The sequence below is a fragment of the Pseudomonas sp. Soil_N_39 genome (assembly GCF_057655955.1).
Genome location: NZ_JBDGLI010000029.1, coordinates 19638 through 40354 on the forward strand (window position 1 = coordinate 19638; position 20717 = coordinate 40354).

The 20717-nt window shown below is 61.5% G+C and carries 9 protein-coding genes and 1 pseudogene; 3 read left to right on the forward strand and 7 right to left on the reverse strand.

Features of this window, described 5'->3' with window-relative positions; genetic code table 11:
- Window positions 1-232: 232 nt before the first annotated feature.
- Window positions 233-2113, forward strand: a complete 1881-nt coding sequence (locus tag AC3A5O_RS27730) for a methyl-accepting chemotaxis protein (RefSeq protein ID WP_122566727.1) — start codon at window positions 233-235, stop codon at window positions 2111-2113.
- Between the two features lie 386 nt (window positions 2114-2499).
- On the opposite strand, the gene AC3A5O_RS27735 is transcribed toward AC3A5O_RS27730, so the two are convergent.
- The 5 genes from AC3A5O_RS27735 to AC3A5O_RS27755 all read right to left on the reverse strand — a co-directional run bounded on the left by AC3A5O_RS27735 (window position 2500) and on the right by AC3A5O_RS27755 (window position 9620).
- Entirely contained in the window at window positions 2500-2964 is a 465-nt protein-coding gene (locus AC3A5O_RS27735) for an SRPBCC family protein (protein ID WP_487753976.1), read from the reverse strand.
- A gap of 32 nt (window positions 2965-2996) precedes the next feature.
- Entirely contained in the window at window positions 2997-6527 is a 3531-nt protein-coding gene (locus AC3A5O_RS27740) for a non-ribosomal peptide synthetase (RefSeq protein WP_487753977.1), read from the reverse strand.
- A 10-nt stretch (window positions 6528-6537) separates the two neighbouring features.
- On the reverse strand, window positions 6538-7470 hold the full coding sequence (locus tag AC3A5O_RS27745) for a diiron oxygenase (protein WP_305469133.1): 933 nt from the start codon (window positions 7468-7470) through the stop codon (window positions 6538-6540).
- Window positions 7467-8243 (reverse strand): DUF3050 domain-containing protein, encoded by a 777-nt coding sequence (locus AC3A5O_RS27750; RefSeq protein ID WP_122566723.1) that lies wholly within the window; start codon window positions 8241-8243, stop codon window positions 7467-7469. Before AC3A5O_RS27750 ends, AC3A5O_RS27745 begins: the two co-directional genes overlap by 4 nt.
- Window positions 8244-8927: 684 nt before the next feature.
- The gene (locus AC3A5O_RS27755; protein WP_305469135.1) at window positions 8928-9620 is read right to left on the reverse strand and encodes a GntR family transcriptional regulator; all 693 of its coding nucleotides are present in this window, start codon (window positions 9618-9620) and stop codon (window positions 8928-8930) included.
- Window positions 9621-9891: 271 nt separating this feature from the next.
- Here AC3A5O_RS27755 and lapG point away from each other — a divergent pair, with 271 nt between their 5' ends.
- Both lapG and lapD read left to right on the forward strand, forming a co-directional pair.
- Window positions 9892-10515, forward strand: coding sequence for a cysteine protease LapG (gene lapG, locus AC3A5O_RS27760; RefSeq protein WP_436278757.1), 624 nt, complete (start codon window positions 9892-9894; stop codon window positions 10513-10515).
- A gap of 14 nt (window positions 10516-10529) precedes the next feature.
- Window positions 10530-12476 carry a cyclic di-GMP receptor LapD gene (gene lapD / locus AC3A5O_RS27765; protein ID WP_487753978.1) on the forward strand — a complete coding sequence of 649 codons (1947 nt, stop codon included), beginning with the start codon at window positions 10530-10532 and terminating at the stop codon, window positions 12474-12476.
- Window positions 12477-13440: 964 nt separating this feature from the next.
- Here the strand turns inward: lapD and AC3A5O_RS27770 are convergent.
- Window positions 13441-13779, reverse strand: coding sequence for a hypothetical protein (locus tag AC3A5O_RS27770; protein ID WP_003196545.1), 339 nt, complete (start codon window positions 13777-13779; stop codon window positions 13441-13443).
- A gap of 183 nt (window positions 13780-13962) precedes the next feature.
- A pseudogene (locus tag AC3A5O_RS27775) lies at window positions 13963-20717 on the reverse strand (LapA family giant adhesin); the annotation flags it as partial.

Consider the following 20717-nt stretch of genomic DNA (forward strand, 5'->3'; position numbering starts at 1 on the left):
ATCATCGCCCGGGGAATTTGCAACCACCGTTCACCGCCCACTGAAGGTTCCCGCGCCCGTACTTCTACCCCCTGTCGGCCAATTCCCTGTAACCCCTCATTTTTTCCAAGCCCTTGCCGACAGAGTGATAAGCGTGCACCAAACTGGAGCATGGCAAAAAGCCTGCTCCTGTTTTTACATGAAAATATTGCAACTGGAATGCAACCCCACTCTTTGCATAAGAAGCCCATCGATGAATCTAAAGTTCAGCCACAAAATCCTTCTGGCCGCCTCTGGTGTAGTGGTCCTGGCTTTTGCCCTGTTCACGCTCTACAACGATTATTTACAGCGCAACACCATTGGCAGCAGCCTTGAGTCGTCCATCGAGCAATCCGGCGACCTGACGGCCAGCAGCATCCAGAACTGGATGAGTGGGCGGATACTGGTGTTGGAAAACCTGGCGCAAAACATCGCGCATCAGGGTGCAGCTGCCGATCTGCCGGGGCTGGTCGATCAGCCGGCGCTGACGTCGAACTTCCAGTTCACTTATGTGGGCCAGGCCAACGGTGTCTTCACCCAACGCCCTGACGCCAAAATGCCTGACGGCTACGACCCGCGTCAGCGCCCCTGGTACAAACAGGCGGTGACCGCCGATAAAACCATGCTGACTCCGCCTTACCTGGCGGCGGTGGGTGGCCTGGTGGTGACCGTTGCCCTGCCGGTGAAGCACAACGGCGAACTGCTCGGCGTGGTGGGCGGCGACCTGAGCCTGGAAACCCTGGTGAAAATCATCAACTCCGTGGACTTCGGTGGTATCGGCCATGCGTTTCTGGTCAGCGGCGACGGTCAGGTGATCGTCAGCCCGGATAAAGACCACGTGATGAAGAACCTCAAGGACATCTACCCCGGCACCCCGGTGCGCATTGGCAAGGGGATCCAGGAGGTTGAGCTGAACGGGCAGGATCGTATTCTTTCGTTCACCCCGGTTACCGGCCTGCCGAATGCCGAGTGGTACATCGGTCTGTCGATCGACAAGGCAAAAGCCTACGCGCCGCTGAGCCAGTTCCGTACGTCTGCGCTGATTGCGATGTTCGTCGCGGTGGCGGCCATTGCCTTGCTGCTGAGCATGCTGATCCAGGTGTTGATGCGTCCATTGACCACCATGGGCCGCGCCATGCAGGACATCGCCCAGGGCGAAGGTGACCTGACCCGGCGCCTGGTCGTACAGGGCAAGGACGAATTCGCCGTGTTGGGCGGTTCGTTCAACCAGTTCGTAGAGCGGATTCACGCGTCGATCTCGGAAGTGTCTTCCGCCACCCGCCAAGTGCATGACCTGTCGCAGCGGGTGATGACCTCGTCCAACGCTTCGCTCGTCGGCTCAGATGAACAAAGCGCCCGCACCAACAGTGTGGCCGCGGCCATCAATCAGTTGGGCGCCGCGACCCAGGAAATCGCTCGTAATGCCGCCGATGCCTCGCAACAGGCCAGCGGTGCCAGCGAACAGGCCGATGACGGTCGCCAGGTGGTGGAAAAAACCATCCAGGCCATGACCGAGCTGTCGCAGAAGATCAGCCTCTCGTGCACCCAGATCGAAACCCTGAACGCCAGCACCGACAACATCGGGCACATCCTGGACGTGATCAAAGGCATCTCCCAGCAAACCAACTTGTTGGCCCTGAACGCGGCCATCGAAGCGGCCCGTGCCGGTGAAGCCGGACGCGGGTTTGCGGTGGTGGCCGATGAAGTGCGCAACCTGGCGCACCGCACCCAGGAGTCGGCGGAAGAAATCCACAAGATGATCACCTCGCTGCAAGTCGGCTCCCGTGAAGCGGTGACCACGATGAACGCCAGCCAGACCTCCAGCGAAGAAAGCGTGGAAGTGGCCAACCAGGCCGGTCTGCGACTGGTCAGCGTGACGCAGCGCATCGGCGAGATCGACGGCATGAACCAGTCGGTGGCCGCGGCGACCGAAGAACAGACCGCCGTGGTCGAAACCCTCAACATGGACGTCAGCCACATCAACCTGCTGAACCAGCAAAGCGTGGCCAACCTCAATGAAACCCTGAAGGATTGCGATGCCTTGTCCCAGCAGGCCAATCGACTGAAGCAACTGGTGGACAGCTTCAAGATCTGACCCCCAGTCGCAAGCCGACCCATTCCCCTGTGGCGAGGGAGCTTGCTCCCGCTCGGCTGCGCAGCAGTCGTAAAGCCAACCAACGCGGTCTGCCTGCAAGCATGCTGGGGCCTGCTGCGCAGGCCAGCGGGAGCAAGCTCCCTCGCCACGGGTGCTGGGTTGAATGGTCCACCGCCATCGCGAGCAAGCTTGCTCCCACAGGGGACTGGCGGTGGACCTGGGTTTCGCATCTGCTTCCACAGGGGATGGTTGGTGAGCCTGAATCTTGGGTTCACTCCAGCTCAGTGTGGGAGCGAGCTTGCTCGCGATGGCGGCAGTCCAGTCAAATTACTGCAAACTGACCCACCGCTTTCGCGAGCAAGCCCGCTCCCACAGGGCATTGCCGCTTACTTGAACATCCCCTGCACATTCCCCATCGCCTCATCGGCGAAGCCCTGGAGGAAATCCCTGAAACCCGACGGTGTATGGGCGTCGGTGTGGTCGGCGATGATGGTCCAGGTGGCGCGGCAGCGATTGTCCGCCAGGGGTTCGACGCGCATGGCTGCCCACAGGTTGTCGATGCCCAGGGTGTTGTAGATCAGCGTCCAGGTCATGTGCATGGCCTGGTCGTCACGGCTGTTGAGCTGTTCCACCACCAGGTTCTGCCCATCGCGGAAGAATTTCTTGCGCAGGGACCTCACGCCCTTGCCGGTCATTTCGATGTGCTCCAGTGCCGGGATGAATTGATCGAAGCCGCCAAAATTACCCACGATGTTCCAGACGCGTGCCGCGTCAGCCGCGACCTCCACCGATGTTTCGACGTGGCAGGCGTGGGGGTTTTTGATCAGGGTGTCGGGTTGAAATGCACTCATGGTCTTGCTCCTTGCTTTGGGTTGAGGGTGTTTCAGATGAAGTCGATGGCCTTGAGGTAATCGGCGCCGCGCCGCAGTAGGGCCGGGGATTTTTCCGGGTAGCTGGCGCCCATCTGCCGCACGCCGGCGCGGGCGTTGTCGTGGCTGATCAGCGAGATGTCGCCGATGTCTTCCTCGAAGCCGTTGAGGTAGAAACCCAGCACGCCAAACAACGCATTGTCGGCATCGACCCGAGCCAGTTGCCGTTGCCACTCGGCGACGCTCACCAGGGAAAACTCCCGGCCGCTGTCGCGGAACGACGCCACATAAGCGTCCCAGCTCAACGGCTGCGGGTTGTGCAGGTTGAACACCGCTTGGGTGGGCTGGTAGCGGCTGGCGTGGAAGGCGATAAAGCGGGCCAGGAAATCCACCGGCATCAGGTCGAAATTGAGGGACAGGTCCGGCACCTGGCCGAGCTGGATCGAGCCCTTGAGCATCAGCATCAGCCGATTTTTATGGGGCTGGCAGACCCCGGTCAGGCTGTTGAAGCTGATGTTGCCGGGGCGGAACAGATTGACCCAAACCCCGCGATCACGGGCCCGTTGCAGGATCCGTTCGCCGACCCATTTGGACAGGTTGTAGCCGTTCTTGATGTAGATCGGCGGCGTCTCGGCGGCAGGCTGTTCCAGCACCTGGCCATCGGCATCCAGGGCACTGGAGGCGGACAACGTGGAGACGAAGTTGAAGATTTTCTTGCTACGTCCTTCACACAGGCGCAGGCACTCGAAAATCGGCTCCACGTTATCCCGCGCCAGGGACTCGTAGTCGAGCACATGGTTGACGTGGGCCGCGTTGTGCACCAGCGCGCCGAAGGTGCGGTCGATGCGGGCGTAGACATCGTCGGGCAAACCCAATTGCGGTTGGGTGATGTCGGCGGCATAGACGCTGACGCGGTCCAGGTCCAGGTGGGTCAGGTGATTGTCCCGCAGGGCCTGGGAGAAACGCTCGGCCGCGCTGTGCTCAGCGCTGGCGCGCACCAGGCACGCGACTTCGGTGGCGCCCCAGGCCAGCAGCGCCTCGACGATGTGCACGCCGAGAAAGCTGTTGGCGCCGGTCACCAGCACCTTGTGCACATCGCCGCATTGGCTGATGGGCAGCGGATCAAGGTTGAGCTCCGCCTCGGCATCGATGAAGGCCTGGGGGCTGAGGACCGATGCGCCGCTGTGCTCCGGGTCGTCGAGCAACTTCGCCAAGGTCATCAGCGTCGGCGCCTCGATGAAGCGGTTGATCGACAGGCTGCGGCCGAATGTCTGGCGGATGCTCAGCAACAGTCGCGACAGCAGGATCGAGTGCCCGCCGAGGTTGAAGAAGCTTTCGTCGGTGGCGATATCGTTGACCGGCAGTTCAAGCAGCTCGGCCCACAGTTGCTGCAGCTGTGTCTCCAGGGCATTTTGCGGCTGCCGGCGTTGGTCGTCCACGTGCACCTGCACCGCCATGGCGAGCAATGCCCGGCGATCGACCTTGCCGTTGCTGGTGTAGGGCAGGCTGGGCAATTCGACATAGGCCGCCGGGTGCATGTAGCTGGGCAAGCTGTTTTGCACATGCTCGCGCAACGCCTGGAGGGCGGCGCCGGGGTGCGTTTGTTCGGGGTGAACCAGGAACGCCAGGATCCGCCGCCGTTCATCGACTCCCACCGCTACCTGGCGAAACAACTGGCTATCGCGCAGGCAGTGCTCGATCTCCTCGGGTTCGACCCGAAAACCGCGGATCTTCACCTGGTTATCGCGGCGGCCACACAGTTCGATGCCGCTGTCGGTCCACTGGCCGATGTCGCCGGTGCGATAGGCCCGCAGCGTTTGCCCGGTGGGCAGCGTCAGGTCGAGGTAACGCGTCGCGGTCAGCGTCGGATCGTTCAGATAGCCCAGGCCGACGCCCGGCCCGGCGATGTATAACTCGCCGGGGACACCTTGGGGCACCGGTTGCAACTGTTCGTCCAGGATCAGCACCCGGCCATTGGCGATGGGCACGCCGAGGTTGCGGTTGTTGTCGCCGACGCCGAATTGCCGCGTAGTCGCCAGCACCGTAGTTTCAGTCGGGCCGTAGATGTTGTGGAACCGGCATTGCGGCGCGAGCTGTTCGATCACGAACGGCTCGCAGACATCGCCCCCGGTGATCAGGTGCGCCAGGCCCAGCGGTGCATCCAGGGGCATGACGCTCAGCAGAGCGGGGGGCAGGAAGGCGTGGCTGACGTGCTGCTGGTGAATCAACGCGACCAATTGCTGCGGATCACGGCGTTGGTCTTCGCTGGGCACCACCAGCAAGGCGCCGTGGATGAAGGTCGGCAGGATATCCAGCAGCGACGCGTCAAAGTTGATGGTGGAAAACTGCAACGCCCGGCTGTCGCGCCGCAGCCCGACGTAGTCGCCGTACCAGGCACAGAAATGGCTGAGGTTGCGATGGCTGAGCAACACGCCTTTGGGCTGGCCGGTGGTGCCGGAGGTGTAGATCGCCACGGCCGGTTCGTCGCCGTCCAGCGTACGACGGATCAGCGAAGCCGGGATGCCGGGCTTGGGCGCTGGCAGTTGGTGGACATTCAGCGTTGGCAGCGAGAGGTCGCCGAGGTCGCTGTCGCCGTCGTGCAGCAACAGGTCCGCCTGGGCATTTTCCAGGATAAAGCGCCGACGTTGCGCCGGGTGCTGCGGGTCCAGCGGCAGGTACACCGCCCCGCAACCCAGCACCGCCAGGATCGCCGCGTACAGGTGTGCGGACTTGGGCAGGCACACAGCGATCACCTTGTGGGAGGAAGGCCTGTGGGAGGAAGGCTTGCCCCCGATGTACGATGACGCGGTTTGTTTGAGAGCATCGGTGTCTTCATCGCGGGCAAGCCTTGCTCCCACAGGTTCTCCAACAGCTCCTTTCCCATGTTCTGCTCGGTGCAGTATTTCCAGCATCGGTTGCTGCAACCTCAGCGCCAGGCGGCGCAAGGATTTGTAGTCGATCAATTGCCCATCGACCCACAGGGCGGGTTGCGTCGCGTCATCGAGCAGACGCTGTTCGATGCTGTGCATCACCGGTACGTCGGCGGCGGCCAGCAGCCAGGGCACCGGCGGCCGATTGAGGCCGTGCTCGAAGGCCAGCGGCTCCAGCGCATCGAGCCCGAGCTGGGGCTGGTCGATAGCGTCAGCGTGTACTGTCGGCCAGTGATCGAAGCAGTTTTCGTCCCGGGAGAACTGACTGACCAGCCGTGCGCCGGTTTCGACCACTGTTGCCAACGTACGCAGGCGCAAGGACTGACCATTGCCATCGCGTTGCGGCGCGATCACGTCCTGGCACAACAGCCGCTGCGCGCCGTCGCGAAAAACCAGCACCGGTTGCGGCAATGCCTCGCCGGGCAGCGTGCGTAGCGCCACGCGGATCTGGAGGCATGAACGGGCTTCAATGGCTCGCGGTGTCGTCCCGTCGTCGATCAACAGGTCGACCGGCGATTGGAGGTCCACTACACCGTGGCCGTGCAGTTCCAGTTCCCGGGCCAGTTCGGTCATGGCCTGGCTGGTGCCAGGCACTGCAATGTCGAGGCGTCTCATCGAAAGGTCCTCATGGGGTCAGGTAATCAGCGAGGGCGTCGCGTACGCAGGGGGACGCGAGCATCGAGCTGCCGCGGAAAAAACGCGTGATATTGCCCACCAACGGGTGAAAACGATTGATCGGATACGCCAGCGCACTGGCGTCTTCACGCAGTGATTGGCGTACCGATTCGTCGACGGGCAGGTGCGCGATCAGCTCGAAATCGAACGCTTGCTGCAGGTCGCTCGCCAGGTACTGGGCGATGAAACCGGGCATCAGGCACGCGATCGCCGAGCGGTCCTCTTCGGGGGCGGTGCGCCAGTAGATCTGCACCAGTCGCGTCCAGAAACCGGAGTGCCGGCCCTCGTCGAGCAAGTGATCGGCCATCAGTCCCTTGATCGAGGCCTTGACCGAATCGTCCCGGGCGAAGGCGGCCACTTCGTTGGTCACAGTGTTCTCGGCAATGGCGATGCAGATCAGCTCCACGGCGCTGAGCAAATGCTCCGGCGCCCGGGTCAGGGTCGCCGGTATGGCGCGGCTGAGTTCGATCTGCCCAGGCAACGGGATGGGATCGATGCCGGTCATGTCGATGGTCTGTTGCATGAAGTCCATCGCCACCAGTGCGTGGTAATCCTCGTCCACCACCACGGTCATCGCGTCGTAGCGGCAGGCGAACGGGAATTCAATGCCGAAGCGGTTCTTGGCGATGCGCCGGGCGGTGTGGTCCACCAGTTCGGTCTCGAAAATCACCACGTCGTTGATGAACTTGTAGAGGCTCTGCACCAGCACGAAGTCGCGCAACTGCGGACAGTGGCTGAGGAAGGTCTGGCTGTGCACCAGCGGCTGGCGGCTCATGGGGAAGATCAGTTTGTCGTCGTCTTCGACCCGGCGCCGTGGCCGGGTACGGATGGTGGCGCGGCTTTCCCAGGCGTCGGCGAAGGATTGGTATTCGACGGCGTTCATGGCGTCACCTGTGCAACCGGTTGGGCCATGCTCTGGCGCAGGCCGTCCCACAAGGCCGCGCGGCTGTGGACGGCGGCGAGCGCGGCGGCCAGGACCTCGGTTTCGCGCTGCGGGTCGCCATCGATCAGCCGCGCCAAGAGTTTTTCCGCCGCCGGCCCGTGGTCTTCGGAATCGACTTCGATGTGCCGTTGCAGGTAGTAACGAAAGGTCGGTGCCTGGTCCAGGCCAATGCCCCAGGCGTCGAGCATGCGCTGGAACATCTGCGGGATGACACTCTCGCGACCATGTACAAACGCGGCGGCCACGCTGTGGGCCGGGGCGTGCAAGGCGGTGTGCAGGGTCTGGCGGACGAACCGCGCCGCCGCCGGCTCGACTTCGACACTGTCCAGCGCGGTCTCTGGGCTGACGCCTTCCTGCTGCAGGGTGATGAACTGCTCGATTGCGCGGGTATCGGCGCCGATTTCCCGCATGGCGTCCAGGTACAGTTCGAAATGGCTGCAATAGCCGGCGCCAGGGCGGTCATCCGACTCCTCCCCCAGCACGATCTCATTGATCAAGCGGGCCGCGTGGGGATCGGCTGGCGGCAGCCAAGGCAGCTGGACACAGGTGAGTTCGCGTTGCAGTCGCTTGGTCAGCGACATGAAGTCCCAGACGGCAAAGACATGGCTTTCCATAAAACGGCGTAACAGATCGATTGATGTAATCTCGGAAAAAACCGGGTGTTGACCAAGTTCCTGCTTTTTCAGAGATAGTTGTTCTTTGGATGGCTGCATTGGAACGTCCTCATCAATGATGTTTTGTCCGGAAGGCGGCTCGTTATTTAATTAGGGCGAGCGGGTGCCTGAACCGGAATCCATGAATTGCCAAAGTGGCTTAAGTATTCTCTTTTAATCGTTATGTCGGCTTCTTATGCCTGTATTTGCTGTGCTTGGTGCGAGTCGAAAGGGCCGCCAGTAACGCGGCGAATAAAAAATTAATACAGGTAACAAGTAAGCGGCAAGTGTTTTTTTAATTATTTAAAGTTGGATTTTTATTGGGCGTGAAGAGGCTCTTTAAAACTTTTTATATAAGTTTTATTGGCGCGAAGAGGCTCCTTCCGATTTAGCGAGATCAGAATCGAATAGTTCGAGTGAATGCCTCACTCGGAGCACTTCAGGGATCGGGGAGTTAAGAAGTTTTATGTTATGGGCAGGACGTCGGTCGGACTTCCGATCATCCCGCCGGTTGGACGACGCTCCTTGCGTATTGGCTTCGATTCGTCTGGCCTTAGCCAGGCGTTGACTTCTTCAGGTCTGTTTTGAATCGACAAGCGCAAGAGTGAGCCCAAATCGATGGCAGTGCCATTGAACTGATGGGGCGACGAGTCGCGGCCACGGCGAGGCCGTGCCGCGCTGGCGGCAAGTGAATCGGAAGGATATGTAAGAAATTTTTACGCCGGACCGAGCGCCGACGTGAGATCAAGGCTTCGACGGCTGTTCCAGGTACCGGCGCATGGTGATGGAGGCCTTTTCCAGATGCTGCTCCAGCAGGGCGACCGCTTTATCGATATCCCTGGCCACCGCTGCGGCGAGAATGGCGCGGTGATCGTCCTGGGTCAGTTTGCCCAGCCCCATGGACGAGAGATGAAAGCGCAAGAAGCGCTCTTCCTCATTGAGTTCGTGCTCGATCAGGTCCAGCAGCTTGTTGTTGGGCGCCTTGTGGTAAAGCGACATATGGAACAGCCGATTGAGCTTGGCAATTTCGGCGTATTCGGTTTGTACTTCCAGCTGTTCGATGTACTGGGCTGCCAGTGCCAGGTCGTTACCATCGAGCAGGGGAATGGACAAGCGCAAGGCGAATGCTTCCAAGACTGCGCGTAAGGCGTAGGTCTCGACTGCATTGCTGGTAATCAGCGGGGCCACCACGGCACCTTTGTGCTGGACCACACTGAGCAATGACTGTGCCTCAAGCTGGCGCAACGCTTCTCGGACCGGCATACGGCTTACGCCGAACAGGTCGGCCAGCTCCTGCTGGCGCAGGGCGGTGCCACTGGGCAGGCGTCCGTCGAGAATGGCCTCGCGCAGGGAGCTTTCGATGATCGAACGTGCCTGATCTGCGGGGATGGGGCCGTTGATCTGGATAGTGCTTAGCGGTTTGGGCTTCTGTGTCACGACAACGCACCCTGATTGGTAGTAGAAATTGGATCCAGGCACACGTTAGTTACAGGTGAGCGAGCCGTCAAAATCTCTCGACCGGAGGTTCCTGAACTAAAGTTTAGTCTGCCTGCGGTGATTGCACCTTGCCATTGTCTTTTAGTGGGCCAGGCGTCACCATCCAACGAATTTCCAACGACCCTTATCGGACGTATTTCCCTTGGCTGCACCGATCCCTGTCCTCAGGTCCTTGCGCTGGCTGTGTTCGGCATTGTTGCTGGCCGGCCTGATGCTGGGCGGTCTGCGGGCCGACTGGGACTTTGCGCAGATCAGCCGGCGGGCGCAAGCGTTATATGGCCCCTTGGGCGAAGGGCAGCAACGGATCGACGCGTGGCAGCAATTGCTGGCGACCCAGAAACAGATCCCGGAACTGGAACAGCTCAAGGTGGTGAACCTGTTTTTCAACAAACAGGTGCGCTACGTGGAAGATATCGACCTGTGGCGTGAAGTCGATTATTGGGAAACGCCGATCCAGGCTTTATGGAAGGGCGCCGGCGATTGCGAAGACTACGCCATCGCCAAGTATTTCAGCCTGCGCCATCTCGGGGTGTCCAGTGACAAGCTGCGCATCACCTACGTCAAGGCCTTGCGGCAGAACCGTGCGCACATGGTGCTCACCTATTACGCCACGCCCGAGGCGATGCCACTGGTACTCGACAGCCTGATCGACGGTATCCAGCCGGCCAGCCAGCGAACCGACTTGCTCCCGGTCTACTCTTTCAATGCCGAAGGGCTGTGGCTGCCGGGCGCCAAGGGCAACAAGAAAGTGGGTGACACCAAGCGCCTGTCCCGGTGGCAGGATGTGTTGAAAAAAATGCAGGCCGAAGGTTTCCCGGTCGAGACGACTAACTAGGAGCGCGCGCTCAGATGTCCTTGTTCAAACAGCTGTTGATCGCTATCTGTCTGTTCCTGGTGGTTGCCTTCAGCGGCAGCTTCATGGTCAGCCTGGAGAGCTCGCGGGCCCAGTACGTCAACCAGTTGCGCTCCCACGCCCAGGACGCGGCCACGGCGCTGGCGCTGTCGTTGACCCCGAACATCGACGACCCGGCGATGGTGGAGTTGATGGTCAGCTCGATCTTCGACAGCGGCTACTACGCGACCATCCGCGTGGTCGACGTGGCCACCGACAAGACCCTGGTCGAGCGCACCGGCACGCCGGACGCCGGCAGCGTGCCGCAATGGTTCGTCAAGCTGATCGGCCTGGAACCGGCCGGTGGCGATGCCATCGTCAGCCGCGGCTGGGAGCAGGCGGCGCGGGTCGAGGTGATCAGCCACCCGATGTTCGCCCTCGCCAAGCTGTGGCAGAGCGCCTTGGGCAGCCTGGGCTGGCTGTTGCTGTGTGGCGCCGTGAGCGCGGTGCTGGGGGCCTTGCTGCTGCGTCGCCAGCTCAAGCCGCTGGATTACATGGTGCACCAATCCCATGCTATTGCCCGTCGTGAGTTCTTGAGCCTGCCGGAATTGCCGCGTACCCCTGAATTGCGTCGCGTGGTGCAGGCGATGAACCAGATGGTCGAGAAGCTCAAGGCGCTGTTCCAGGAGCAGGCCGAACGCAGCGAGAAACTGCGGGTCGAGTCCTACCAGGACAACCTCACGGGCCTGGCCAACCGGCGTTATTTCGAAATGCAGCTCAATGCCCGGGTGAGTAACCCGGAGCAGGCCAGTTCCGGTTATCTGCTGTTGCTGCGGGTCAAGGACCTGGCCGGTTTGAACCAGCGGCTGGGCGGGCAGCGCACCGACCAGTTGCTTAAGGCCGTGGGCGAGCAATTGCAGCGTGAGTGCGCCCGCTATCCGGAAACCCTCAACCTGGTCACGCGTATTCGCGGCGGCGAGTTCGCGGTGCTGGCACCCGGGCTGGTGCGTGAGGAAGCATTGCAACTGGCGCAGAACCTTGAAGCCGCGTTGGCGAGCCTGCACGCCACCGGCGCGACGGACGTGGCGTCGGTAGCCTCCATTGGGCTGGCGCCGTTCGTCCATGGCGACTCGCCGCAAGCGGTGCTCCAGCTCGGCGACCAGGCCCTGGCCCAGGCCGAAAGCCAGGGCGAACCGGGGTGGGCCTGCCTGGACCACAGTGCCTCGGCGAGCGTCGGCGACGATCACCATGCCTGGCACACGTTGCTCGACCAGGCTTTGAGTCATCAGCGCTTCGAGTTGTACTTCCAGCCGGTGGTGGCTGCCCAGGACACCCAGGTGGTGCTGCATTACAAAGTGCTGTCGCGGCTGTTGGACGAGCAGGGCCAGACCATCCCCGCCGGGCGCTTCCTGCCTTGGTTGGAACGCTTTGGCTGGACCGCGCGCCTGGACCGCTTGATGCTCGAACAGGTGCTCAAGCAAATGGCCGGGCATGAACAATCCCTGGCGTTGAACCTGTCCTCGGCGACCTTGGCCGATCCGCAGGCGTTGAATAAGGTCTTTGAGATCCTGCGGGCGCATTCCAACCTTGGGCCGCGCTTGACCCTGGAGATTGGTGAAGAGCAACTGCCGGAGCAAGCGGTACTGGAGCAGTTGACTCGGCATCTGCGTGAGCTTGGTTTTTCCCTGAGCCTGCAGCGTTTTGGTGGGCGGTTCAGCATGATTGGCAACTTGTCGCGGTTGGGGTTGGCTTATCTGAAGATCGATGGCAGTTATATCCGTGCCATTGATCAGGAGAGCGACAAGCGCTTGTTCATCGAGGCCATTCAGCGTGCGGCTCACAGTATTGATTTGCCGTTGATTGCTGAGCGGGTTGAGACGGAGGGGGAGCTGGCGGTGATTCGGGAGATGGGGTTGTTTGGGGTGCAGGGGCAGTTGGTTGGAGAGCCTCGGCGGTGGGGCTGAGGCTTTGTTGATGAGGCGGCCTGGTAGCCGGCCTGTGCTCTTCTGACCGAGTACATATCCATTGCTGCGGTAACGGCGGCTGGCGGTTTCGCCCTTACGGCGAGTCACTTTTGGCAAACGCCTCAAAAGTAACCAAAAGGTCTTGCCCCACCACTCGGCGCCTCGCCTAGGCTCGGTGTGCCCGAACGCAGGCATTGCTCCGTGGGCCCGCCGCGAAGGACCATCCATGGTCCAGCGCGGCTATCCCGGCATCCATGCCGGGATGCCCACTGCGCAATGCCTGCGTTCGGCCATCGTGGTTAACGGGGCCCCCAGATCAAAAGCCGAAGCGAGGCGGCCTTAGAGCCGACCTGGCTCTCCCGGCCGTACACCCTTCAGATCAGTGGGAGCAAAGCTTGCTCGCGAGGCGGCCTGACAGCCGACCTGTCTCTCCGGCCGTGCCCCGATCCAATTGTGGGAGCGAGCTTGCTCGCGATGGCGGAGGATCAGTTTGCGGTGATGTTGGATACCCACAAGGGGTTTGGGAACGGCACGGTCCTGTGGCGAGGGAGCAAGCTCCCTCGCCACAAAAGCTTCCCAGCCATCACGGCACAGATTGATCAACGCTAAACGCTGTGGGGGCGAGCCTGCTCGCGATAGCGGTGGTTCAGTCACATGGATGCTGGGCTTGCCGGCCTCATCGCGAGCAAGCTCGCTCCCACACTGGCTCTGTTTCGAACCGAAATACGGAGATCAACACCGATCAACTGTGGGAGCGAGCTTGCTCGCGATGGCGTCCGCCCAGACAACCCAAAACCCTGTGGCGAGGGAGCTTGCTCCCGCTCGGCTGCGCAGCAGTCGCAAAACCGGGCAATGGGGTCCACCTGGAGATATGCAGAGGCCTGCTTCGCAGGCCAGCGGGAGCAAGCTCCCTCGCCACAGGGTGCTGTGTACTGGCTGGAATGGTGTCAGCCCGGGCGGCAGGCTAGATCAACCCCTTCTCATCATCATCGATCAATCGGCTTAACCCGCCCAATGCTTCCCGGGCCTGGGTGCGGTCCATCAGCTTGGCCTGGGCCGCCGGTGGCAGGTCGGTGACGCGGATGACGCCTTTGCTGGTCAGCACCTGGATCAAGTCATCGAGTACCCGGATCATCTCCAGGTCGCTCTGCTTGAGTTGCTTGAGGCTGTTTTCCACTGCCTGGTTGGCGAACCAGTCCTGGATCTCGTGGTTGTCGGCCGGCAAGGTCTCGGTGGCCTCGGCGTAAGCGGTGGCTTCTACGCGCACCAGCAGGCCTTGTGCATCGCGTTGCACATAAAACATCGGGCATCCCTCATGTATGAAGCGGCGTCATGCTGGGCAGCATAGGCCAAACTGCAGAGGAGTATGAACACTTATCCCGTGGCGAGGGAGCTTGCTCCCGCTGGGCTGCGAAGCAGCCCCAAAAAACAGGGCCGCTGCGCGTCTCAGTGGGAACAATCTCTGGCCACGGGTTTTGTGTCAGGTTCAGCTGTTGTTGTGATCGACCTTGATGGTCGGGTCACTGCCGGCGATCAACGAGTTCAGATTCACGTTCGACCAGTTGTTGCCTTCGAGCTTGATCGTCACGTCCGGCGCCGCTGCGGCACCGTTGGCCCCATTGAACTGGCCGGTGGTGCTGACCTGCAGCGACGACACGCCATCGACCGTGCTGATTTTCAGGAAGTGGTCGATGGTGCTGCCGCTTTCACCCTGCAACAGGTCCCGCAGGTCGATCCGGTCGCCTTCGCTGGCCTTGAAGTCCTTGATCACGTCGGTGCCGGTGTCGCCGGACTTCCAGACAAAGGTATCGCCCCCCAGGCCGCCGATCAGGGTGTCATTGCCCTGGCCGCCGATCAGTGTGTCGTTACCCGTGCCACCCAGCAGGACGTCATTACCCTTGCCACCGTTGAGCGTGTCGTTGCCGCCCTGGCCGAAAATGATGTCGTTGCCGGCGCCGCCCAGCAGGGTGTCGTTGCCATCGTGGGCACCGGACACATCGAACGCGGTGTAGTGCTCGGTGATGTACTGGTGCACGTTGCTGGTGGTGACCTTGCTGACGTCCACGCCGCTCTGTTGGGCGACGAAGGCCTGGATGGCCTGGTAGCCCTCGCCGGCAATGCCGTTGAAGCTAACCAGGTCGCCGAACAGGATGTCGTTGCCTGCACCGCCGTTGACCGTATCGGCACCCGGCAGGGTCGCTTCGGTGTGGCCGATGATGGAGTTGGCCAGGTTGCTCGGGTCGATGTTGGTTTGTGGCTTGCCATCGGAGTCGTAGGGGGCGAGATCGGACAGGGTGACGCCGTTGTTCAGGCCGATGGCTTCAACGTTGCTCAGACCTTTGAGCAGGGTGAAGCTGGCCGTTGAGCCGTCTGCTGCCGAGGAGTCGCCCCACCAGCCGCCGGCCTGGTTGGAGAACTCGAACGTGCCATTGCCCTCGGCATGCACCGTGCCGACGTAGTTTTCATTCCAATTCTTGCCGTTCTTGATCGACAGGAACATGTCCCCATTTTCTTCGATGATGAATTTGTGTGTGCTGTCGATCGTCTGGGTGTAGTACTTGCCAACGGTGTAGTTGGCCGCGCTCAGGACGTCGTCGAGCTTGACGGTGCCGTACAACACTGGGTTCGTCTCTTCGCCGGACTGGTAGCGCGTTGGCTCACCGTCGGTGATGAAATACGTCAGGTTCTTCGCGCCGGTATTGCTCAGGGCCTGGGTGCTGTTGAAGAAGTTTGCGGTGGTCTTGAACACGTCTTCATAGTTGGTATTGCCGCCGGACACCATCGAGTCGAGCACGCTCTTGAGCAGTGTCAGCGCGTTCGGATCGTTGAGGTTGACCGCAACGTTCTTGTTTACCTGGTTATCGAAGTCCGCCAGGAAAATGTTCACAGTCCCTGAGTTACTGCCCAGGCTCTGCTTGAGGGTGTTGAACACTTGGGTCAAGGAGTTCTTGGCGGCGGTGACAGACGACGAACTCATGCTGCCCGAGCTGTCGACCATGAAGGCGATGTTGTAGTTGACCCCTGGCACCACGGTCAGCCCGCCGATGTCGGCGACCACGATGTCGTTGCCGTCGCTGCCGGTGACGTTGTCGCTGCCAGACGTGGCGGTGACTGCGTTGTACGTGGCCGGATACACCGTGACAGGAATCTGCGCCGTGCTGACCGCCGAGCCGCCGAGGGCCTCGGTAGACGTCGAGGTCACGGTCAGGTTGAACTGGCCGTGGTAGTAGGTCGGAGGGGTCAGGGTCAGGCTGCCCAGGTTCCAGCCGGTAACAGAGGCTTCGCCGTTGCTGCCCACGGTCGCGGTATGGCCGGCGCCGTCGCTCAGTACGCTGCCTTCGGGGATGCCGCCGATCTTCACGCTCAGGCTTTCGGAGCCGTCGGTGTCGGTCAGGGCGGTGGTGATCTTCGACAGGTGCACGCTGGTGCCTTCGGCGCCCTCGTTGAGCTTGTAACCGTCGTAGTAGCCTTCACCGTTGGTGCCGTGCAGGTCGGAGACGGTCACGCCCGCGTTCGCCAGGTCGGCCACGCCGGTGTACAGCGGCACGCCGGCACTGCTCAGGTCCACAGGCGTGCTGCCGTTGACCGACAGGTTCACGTCGTAGCTGCCCGGACCAGTCTGGTTGTGGTGGTAGATGTCCAGGGTGTAGTAGCCGCTGGTGGTCGGCGTGAACGAACCGTTCAACTGGCCGCCCGCACCCCACGTGGTTGCCGCGGCGGTCTTGCCGCCGATGGTGACCAGCAGGCTGTCATCGCCTATGCCGCTGAAGGTGTAGGTCTTGCCGGCTTCGAGGAAGATCAGGCCCGAGGTTTTCGACGCGGTGCCCGGGTTGACGTTGCTGTCGGACTGCACGTTGGTCACGTTGGTGCTGCTGTTCGGCGTGCCGGCGGCATCGATCACCGACTTGAGCGTGCCGGACGGCGCGCCGCTGCCATCGGTGCCCAGGCCCGACAGGCCGGTCCAGACTTCCTTGATCAGCCCGGTGGAGGTGACGTTGTTGCCGGCCACGTTGAGGCTCGGTGCGTCGGCGACTGGCGTGATGTCGATCTTCACGGTGCTGGTATTGCCCAGCGCCTGGCCATCGGTTGGCTGGAAGCTGATTTGCGCGTAATCGGCCTTTTGATTGCCCACGCCGGCCGGGTTGCCGTTGGCGCCGGACTCGTTGGCATCAGGGGTAAAGCGCAGTTTGCCAGCGTCGATGTCAGCCTTGCTGAAGGTCTGGTTGTTGGCCACATCCTTCCAGGTTGCGCCGTCCAGGTACTGCAACTTGCCGTCACCCGGCAGCCCGGTGATTTTCACACCCTGGCTGGAAGCGGCGCTGTCCACATCGCTGATACCGAACGTCGACCAGCCGAGGACCAGCGAAGTGTCTTCGGTACCGGTCACCGCGCCACCGGTGGCCACCGGCGCATCGTTGACCCCGACCACGTTCACGGTGGTGGTCGCTGTGTTCGAGTAGTTGCTGCCGTCGGTCACCGTCACGGTGATGATGCGCGGCACGGTGCTCGGGTCTTCGCTGTTGTTGATGAAGCTGATGTTCTTGATCTGCTGCATGTAGTCGGCCAGCGTCGCATTGCCCGTCAGCGTCAGGACGACCTTGCCGTCGGTGCTGTTGGCGTTGATGCTGATGCCATTGACGCTGTTGCCCAGGTTCAGCGCATCGCCAGGCTGACGGTTGGTCAGCACGATGGTGGCGCCGGTCAGCATCGTGCTGTCCGGGTCGGTGATTTTCAGGTCGGTGTCGCCGATGGACACGCCGGGGCCGGCGGTGCCTTCGGTGAAGGTCACCTGGTAGTCGGCACCAGCTTTGCCGCTGGAGTTGTTGGCGTCCAGGTCGAGGACCGGCGGCGCATCGTTGTCGATGATCGAGGTGCTGACGCTACCGTTGGTGCCGCTGACGGCCAGGTGCTCGAAGTTGCCACCGGTGGCCGAATCGATCTTGACCACGAAGTTTTCGGTGCCTTCGGTGATCTTGTCGTCCAGCGTCGCCACGTTGAAGGTCGCGCTGGTGGCGTTAGCCGGGATCTTCACGGTGTAGACACCGGTGAAGTCCGTGCCGTCGGCGGCGGTGCCGCTGTAGACGATCTTGAGCGTCACCTCGGTTTGTGCCGGGTTCGTCAGGCTGACGGTGTACGTAGCCGCCTGGCCTTCGGTGACCGATGTGCTGCCGGTGATGCTGACGGTGGTGTTGTCGACAGTGTCGCCCACGGTCGTCGACGCGCCGGTCTTATCGATACCGATGGCTTCGAGGTTGCCGCCGGAGGCCGATTTGATCGTCTCGGTGATGGACGGTGCACCGGTGTAGACATCGTTGCCGACGGCTACGTCCAACACGCCTGAGCTTGCCCCGGCGGCGATGGTGATGGTTTTGCCGCTGTCGAGGGTGACGGTGACTGGACCGTTTTGTGCGGTGACGGGTTTGCCGTCGGGACCGGTCAGGGTGGCGGTGTAGGTGATGGTGCCGTTTTCGTTCACGGTCGGTGTAGCGGTCAACGTCACGGTGGTGGTGTCGTTGACGTCGCTGACGATGGTGCTGACTGGCGCGGTGTTTGGAGCAATGGCTTCAAGGTTGCCGCCGGATGCACCTTTGATCGACTCGGTGACGGTGGTCGGACCTTGATACACATCGTTGCCAACAGCCACGTCCAACACGCCCGAACTTGCGCCCGCAGCGATGGTGATGGTTTTACCGCTTTCCAACGTCACGGTCACAGGACCGTTTTGCGCGGTGACGGGTTTGCCGTCGGGACCGGTCAGGGTGGCGGTGTAGGTGATGGTGCCGTTTTCGTTCACGGTCGGTGTAGCGGTCAACGTCACGGTGGTGGTGTCGTTGACGTCGCTGACGATGGTGCTGACTGGCGCGGTGTTTGGCGCAATGGCTTCCAAGTTGCCGCCGGATGCATCTTTGATCGACTCGGTGACGGTGGTCGGGCCTTGATAGACGTCATTACCAACCGCTACGTCCAGCACGCCCGAGCTTGCGCCGGCGGCGATGGTGATGGTTTTGCCGCTTTCCAGGGTAACCGTGACTGGACCATTTTGCGCAATGACGGGTTTGCCGTCGGCACCGGTCAGGGTGGCGGTGTAAGTAATGGTGCCGTTTTCATTTACGGTCGGCGTAGCGGTCAATGTCACCGTGGTGGTGTCGTTGACATCGCTGACGACGGTGCTGACCGGAGCGGTGTTAGGAGCGATAGCTTCGAGGTTGCCGCCGGATGCATCTTTGATCGACTCGGTGACGGTAGTTGGACCTTGGTAAACGTCGTTGCCGACGGCTACATCCAACACGCCCGAGCTTGCACCCGCAGCGATGGTGATGGTCTTGCCGCTGTCCAACGTCACGGTCACCGGACCGTTTTGCGCAATGACGGGTTTGCCGTCGGCACCGGTCAGGGTGGCGGTGTAGGTGATAGTGCCGTTTTCGTTCACGGTCGGTGTAGCGGTCAACGTCACGGTGGTGGTGTCGTTGACGTCGCTAACCACGGTGCTTACTGGCGCTGTGTTTGGAGCAATGGCTTCCAGATTGCCGCCGGATGCATCTTTGATCGACTCAGTTACCGTCGTTGGACCTTGGTAAACATCGTTACCAACAGCGACATCGAGCACGCCCGAGCTTGCGCCGGCAGCGATGGTGATTGTTTTGCCGCTGTCGAGGGTGACGGTCACCGGACCATTTTGTGCGGTGACGGGTTTGCCGTCGGCATCGGTCAGGGTCGCGGTGTAGGTGATCGTGCCGTTTTCGTTCACCGTCGGATTAGCGGTCAATGTCACCGTGGTGGTGTCGTTGACGTCGCTGACGATGGTGCTGACTGGCGCGGTGTTTGGCGCGATGGCCTCCAGGTTACCGCCCGATGCCGAGGCAATCGACTCGGTAACGGTGGTTGGGCCTTGGTACACGTCGTTGCCAACCGCGACATCGAGCACGCCCGAGCTGGCACCTGCTGCGATAGTGATGGTCTTGCCGCTTTCCAACGTGACGGTCACCGGACCGTTTTGCGCGGTGACGGGTTTGCCGTCGGGACCGGTCAGGGTGGCGGTGTAGGTGATAGTGCCGTTTTCATTTACGGTCGGATTAGCGGTCAATGTCACCGTGGTGGTGTCGTTGACGTCGCTGACGATGGTGCTGACTGGCGCGGTGTTTGGCGCGATGGCCTCCAGGTTACCGCCCGATGCCGAGGCAATCGACTCGGTAACGGTGGTTGGGCCTTGGTACACGTCGTTGCCAACCGCGACATCGAGCACGCCCGAGCTGGCACCTGCTGCGATAGTGATGGTCTTGCCGCTTTCCAACGTGACGGTCACCGGACCGTTTTGCGCGGTGACAGGCTTGCCGTCGGCACCGGTCAGGGTGGCGGTGTAGGTGATAGTGCCGTTTTCATTTACGGTCGGATTGGCGGTCAATGTCACCGTGGTGGTGTCGTTGATGTCGCTAACCACGGTGCTGACTGGCGCAGTATTTGGAGCAATGGCTTCAAGGTTGCCGCCGGATGCATCTTTGATCGACTCGGTGACGGTGGTCGGACCTTGGTAAACATCGTTACCAACAGCGACATCGAGCACGCCCGAGCTTGCGCCCGCTGCGATGGTAATGGTCTTGCCGCTTTCCAGCGTCACGGTCACCGGACCGTTCTGCGCGGTGACGGGTTTGCCGTCGGGACCGGTCAGGGTCGCGGTGTAGGTGATGGTGCCGTTTTCGTTCACGGTCGGCGTGGCGGTCAACGTCACGGTGGTGGTGTCGTTGACATCGCTAACCACGGTGCTTACTGGCGCTGTGTTTGGAACAATGGCTTCCAGATTGCCGCCGGATGCATCTTTGATCGACTCAGTAACCGTCGTCGGACCTTGGTACACATCGTTGCCAACAGCCACGTCCAACACGCCCGAACTTGCGCCGGCGGCGATGGTGATCGTTTTGCCGCTTTCCAACGTGACGGTGACCGGACCGTTCTGCGCAGTGACAGGCTTGCCGTCGGCACCGGTCAGGGTGGCGGTGTAAGTGATGGTGCCGTTTTCATTCACGGTCGGCGTAGCGGTCAACGTCACGGTGGTGGTGTCGTTGACATCACTGATGATTGTGCTGACCGGAGCGGTGTTCGGCGCGATGGCTTCGAGGTTGCCACCGGATGCATCTTTGATCGACTCAGTAACCGTCGTTGGACCTTGGTACACATCGTTGCCAACAGCCACGTCCAACACGCCCGAACTTGCGCCGGCGGCGATGGTGATCGTTTTGCCGCTTT

Excerpts from the sequence above, each read along its gene's own strand:
- AC3A5O_RS27740 (WP_487753977.1), bottom strand. The coding sequence starts at position 6,527 with ATGAGACGCCTCGACATTGCAGTGCCTGGCACCAGCCAGGCCATGACC.
- AC3A5O_RS27770 (WP_003196545.1), bottom strand. The coding sequence starts at position 13,779 with ATGTTTTATGTGCAACGCGATGCACAAGGCCTGCTGGTGCGCGTAGAA.
- lapD (WP_487753978.1), top strand. The coding sequence starts at position 10,530 with ATGTCCTTGTTCAAACAGCTGTTGATCGCTATCTGTCTGTTCCTGGTG.
- AC3A5O_RS27750 (WP_122566723.1), bottom strand. The coding sequence starts at position 8,243 with ATGCAGCCATCCAAAGAACAACTATCTCTGAAAAAGCAGGAACTTGGT.
- AC3A5O_RS27735 (WP_487753976.1), bottom strand. The coding sequence starts at position 2,964 with ATGAGTGCATTTCAACCCGACACCCTGATCAAAAACCCCCACGCCTGC.
- AC3A5O_RS27745 (WP_305469133.1), bottom strand. The coding sequence starts at position 7,470 with ATGAACGCCGTCGAATACCAATCCTTCGCCGACGCCTGGGAAAGCCGC.
- AC3A5O_RS27730 (WP_122566727.1), top strand. The coding sequence starts at position 233 with ATGAATCTAAAGTTCAGCCACAAAATCCTTCTGGCCGCCTCTGGTGTA.
- lapG (WP_436278757.1), top strand. The coding sequence starts at position 9,892 with ATGCTGGGCGGTCTGCGGGCCGACTGGGACTTTGCGCAGATCAGCCGG.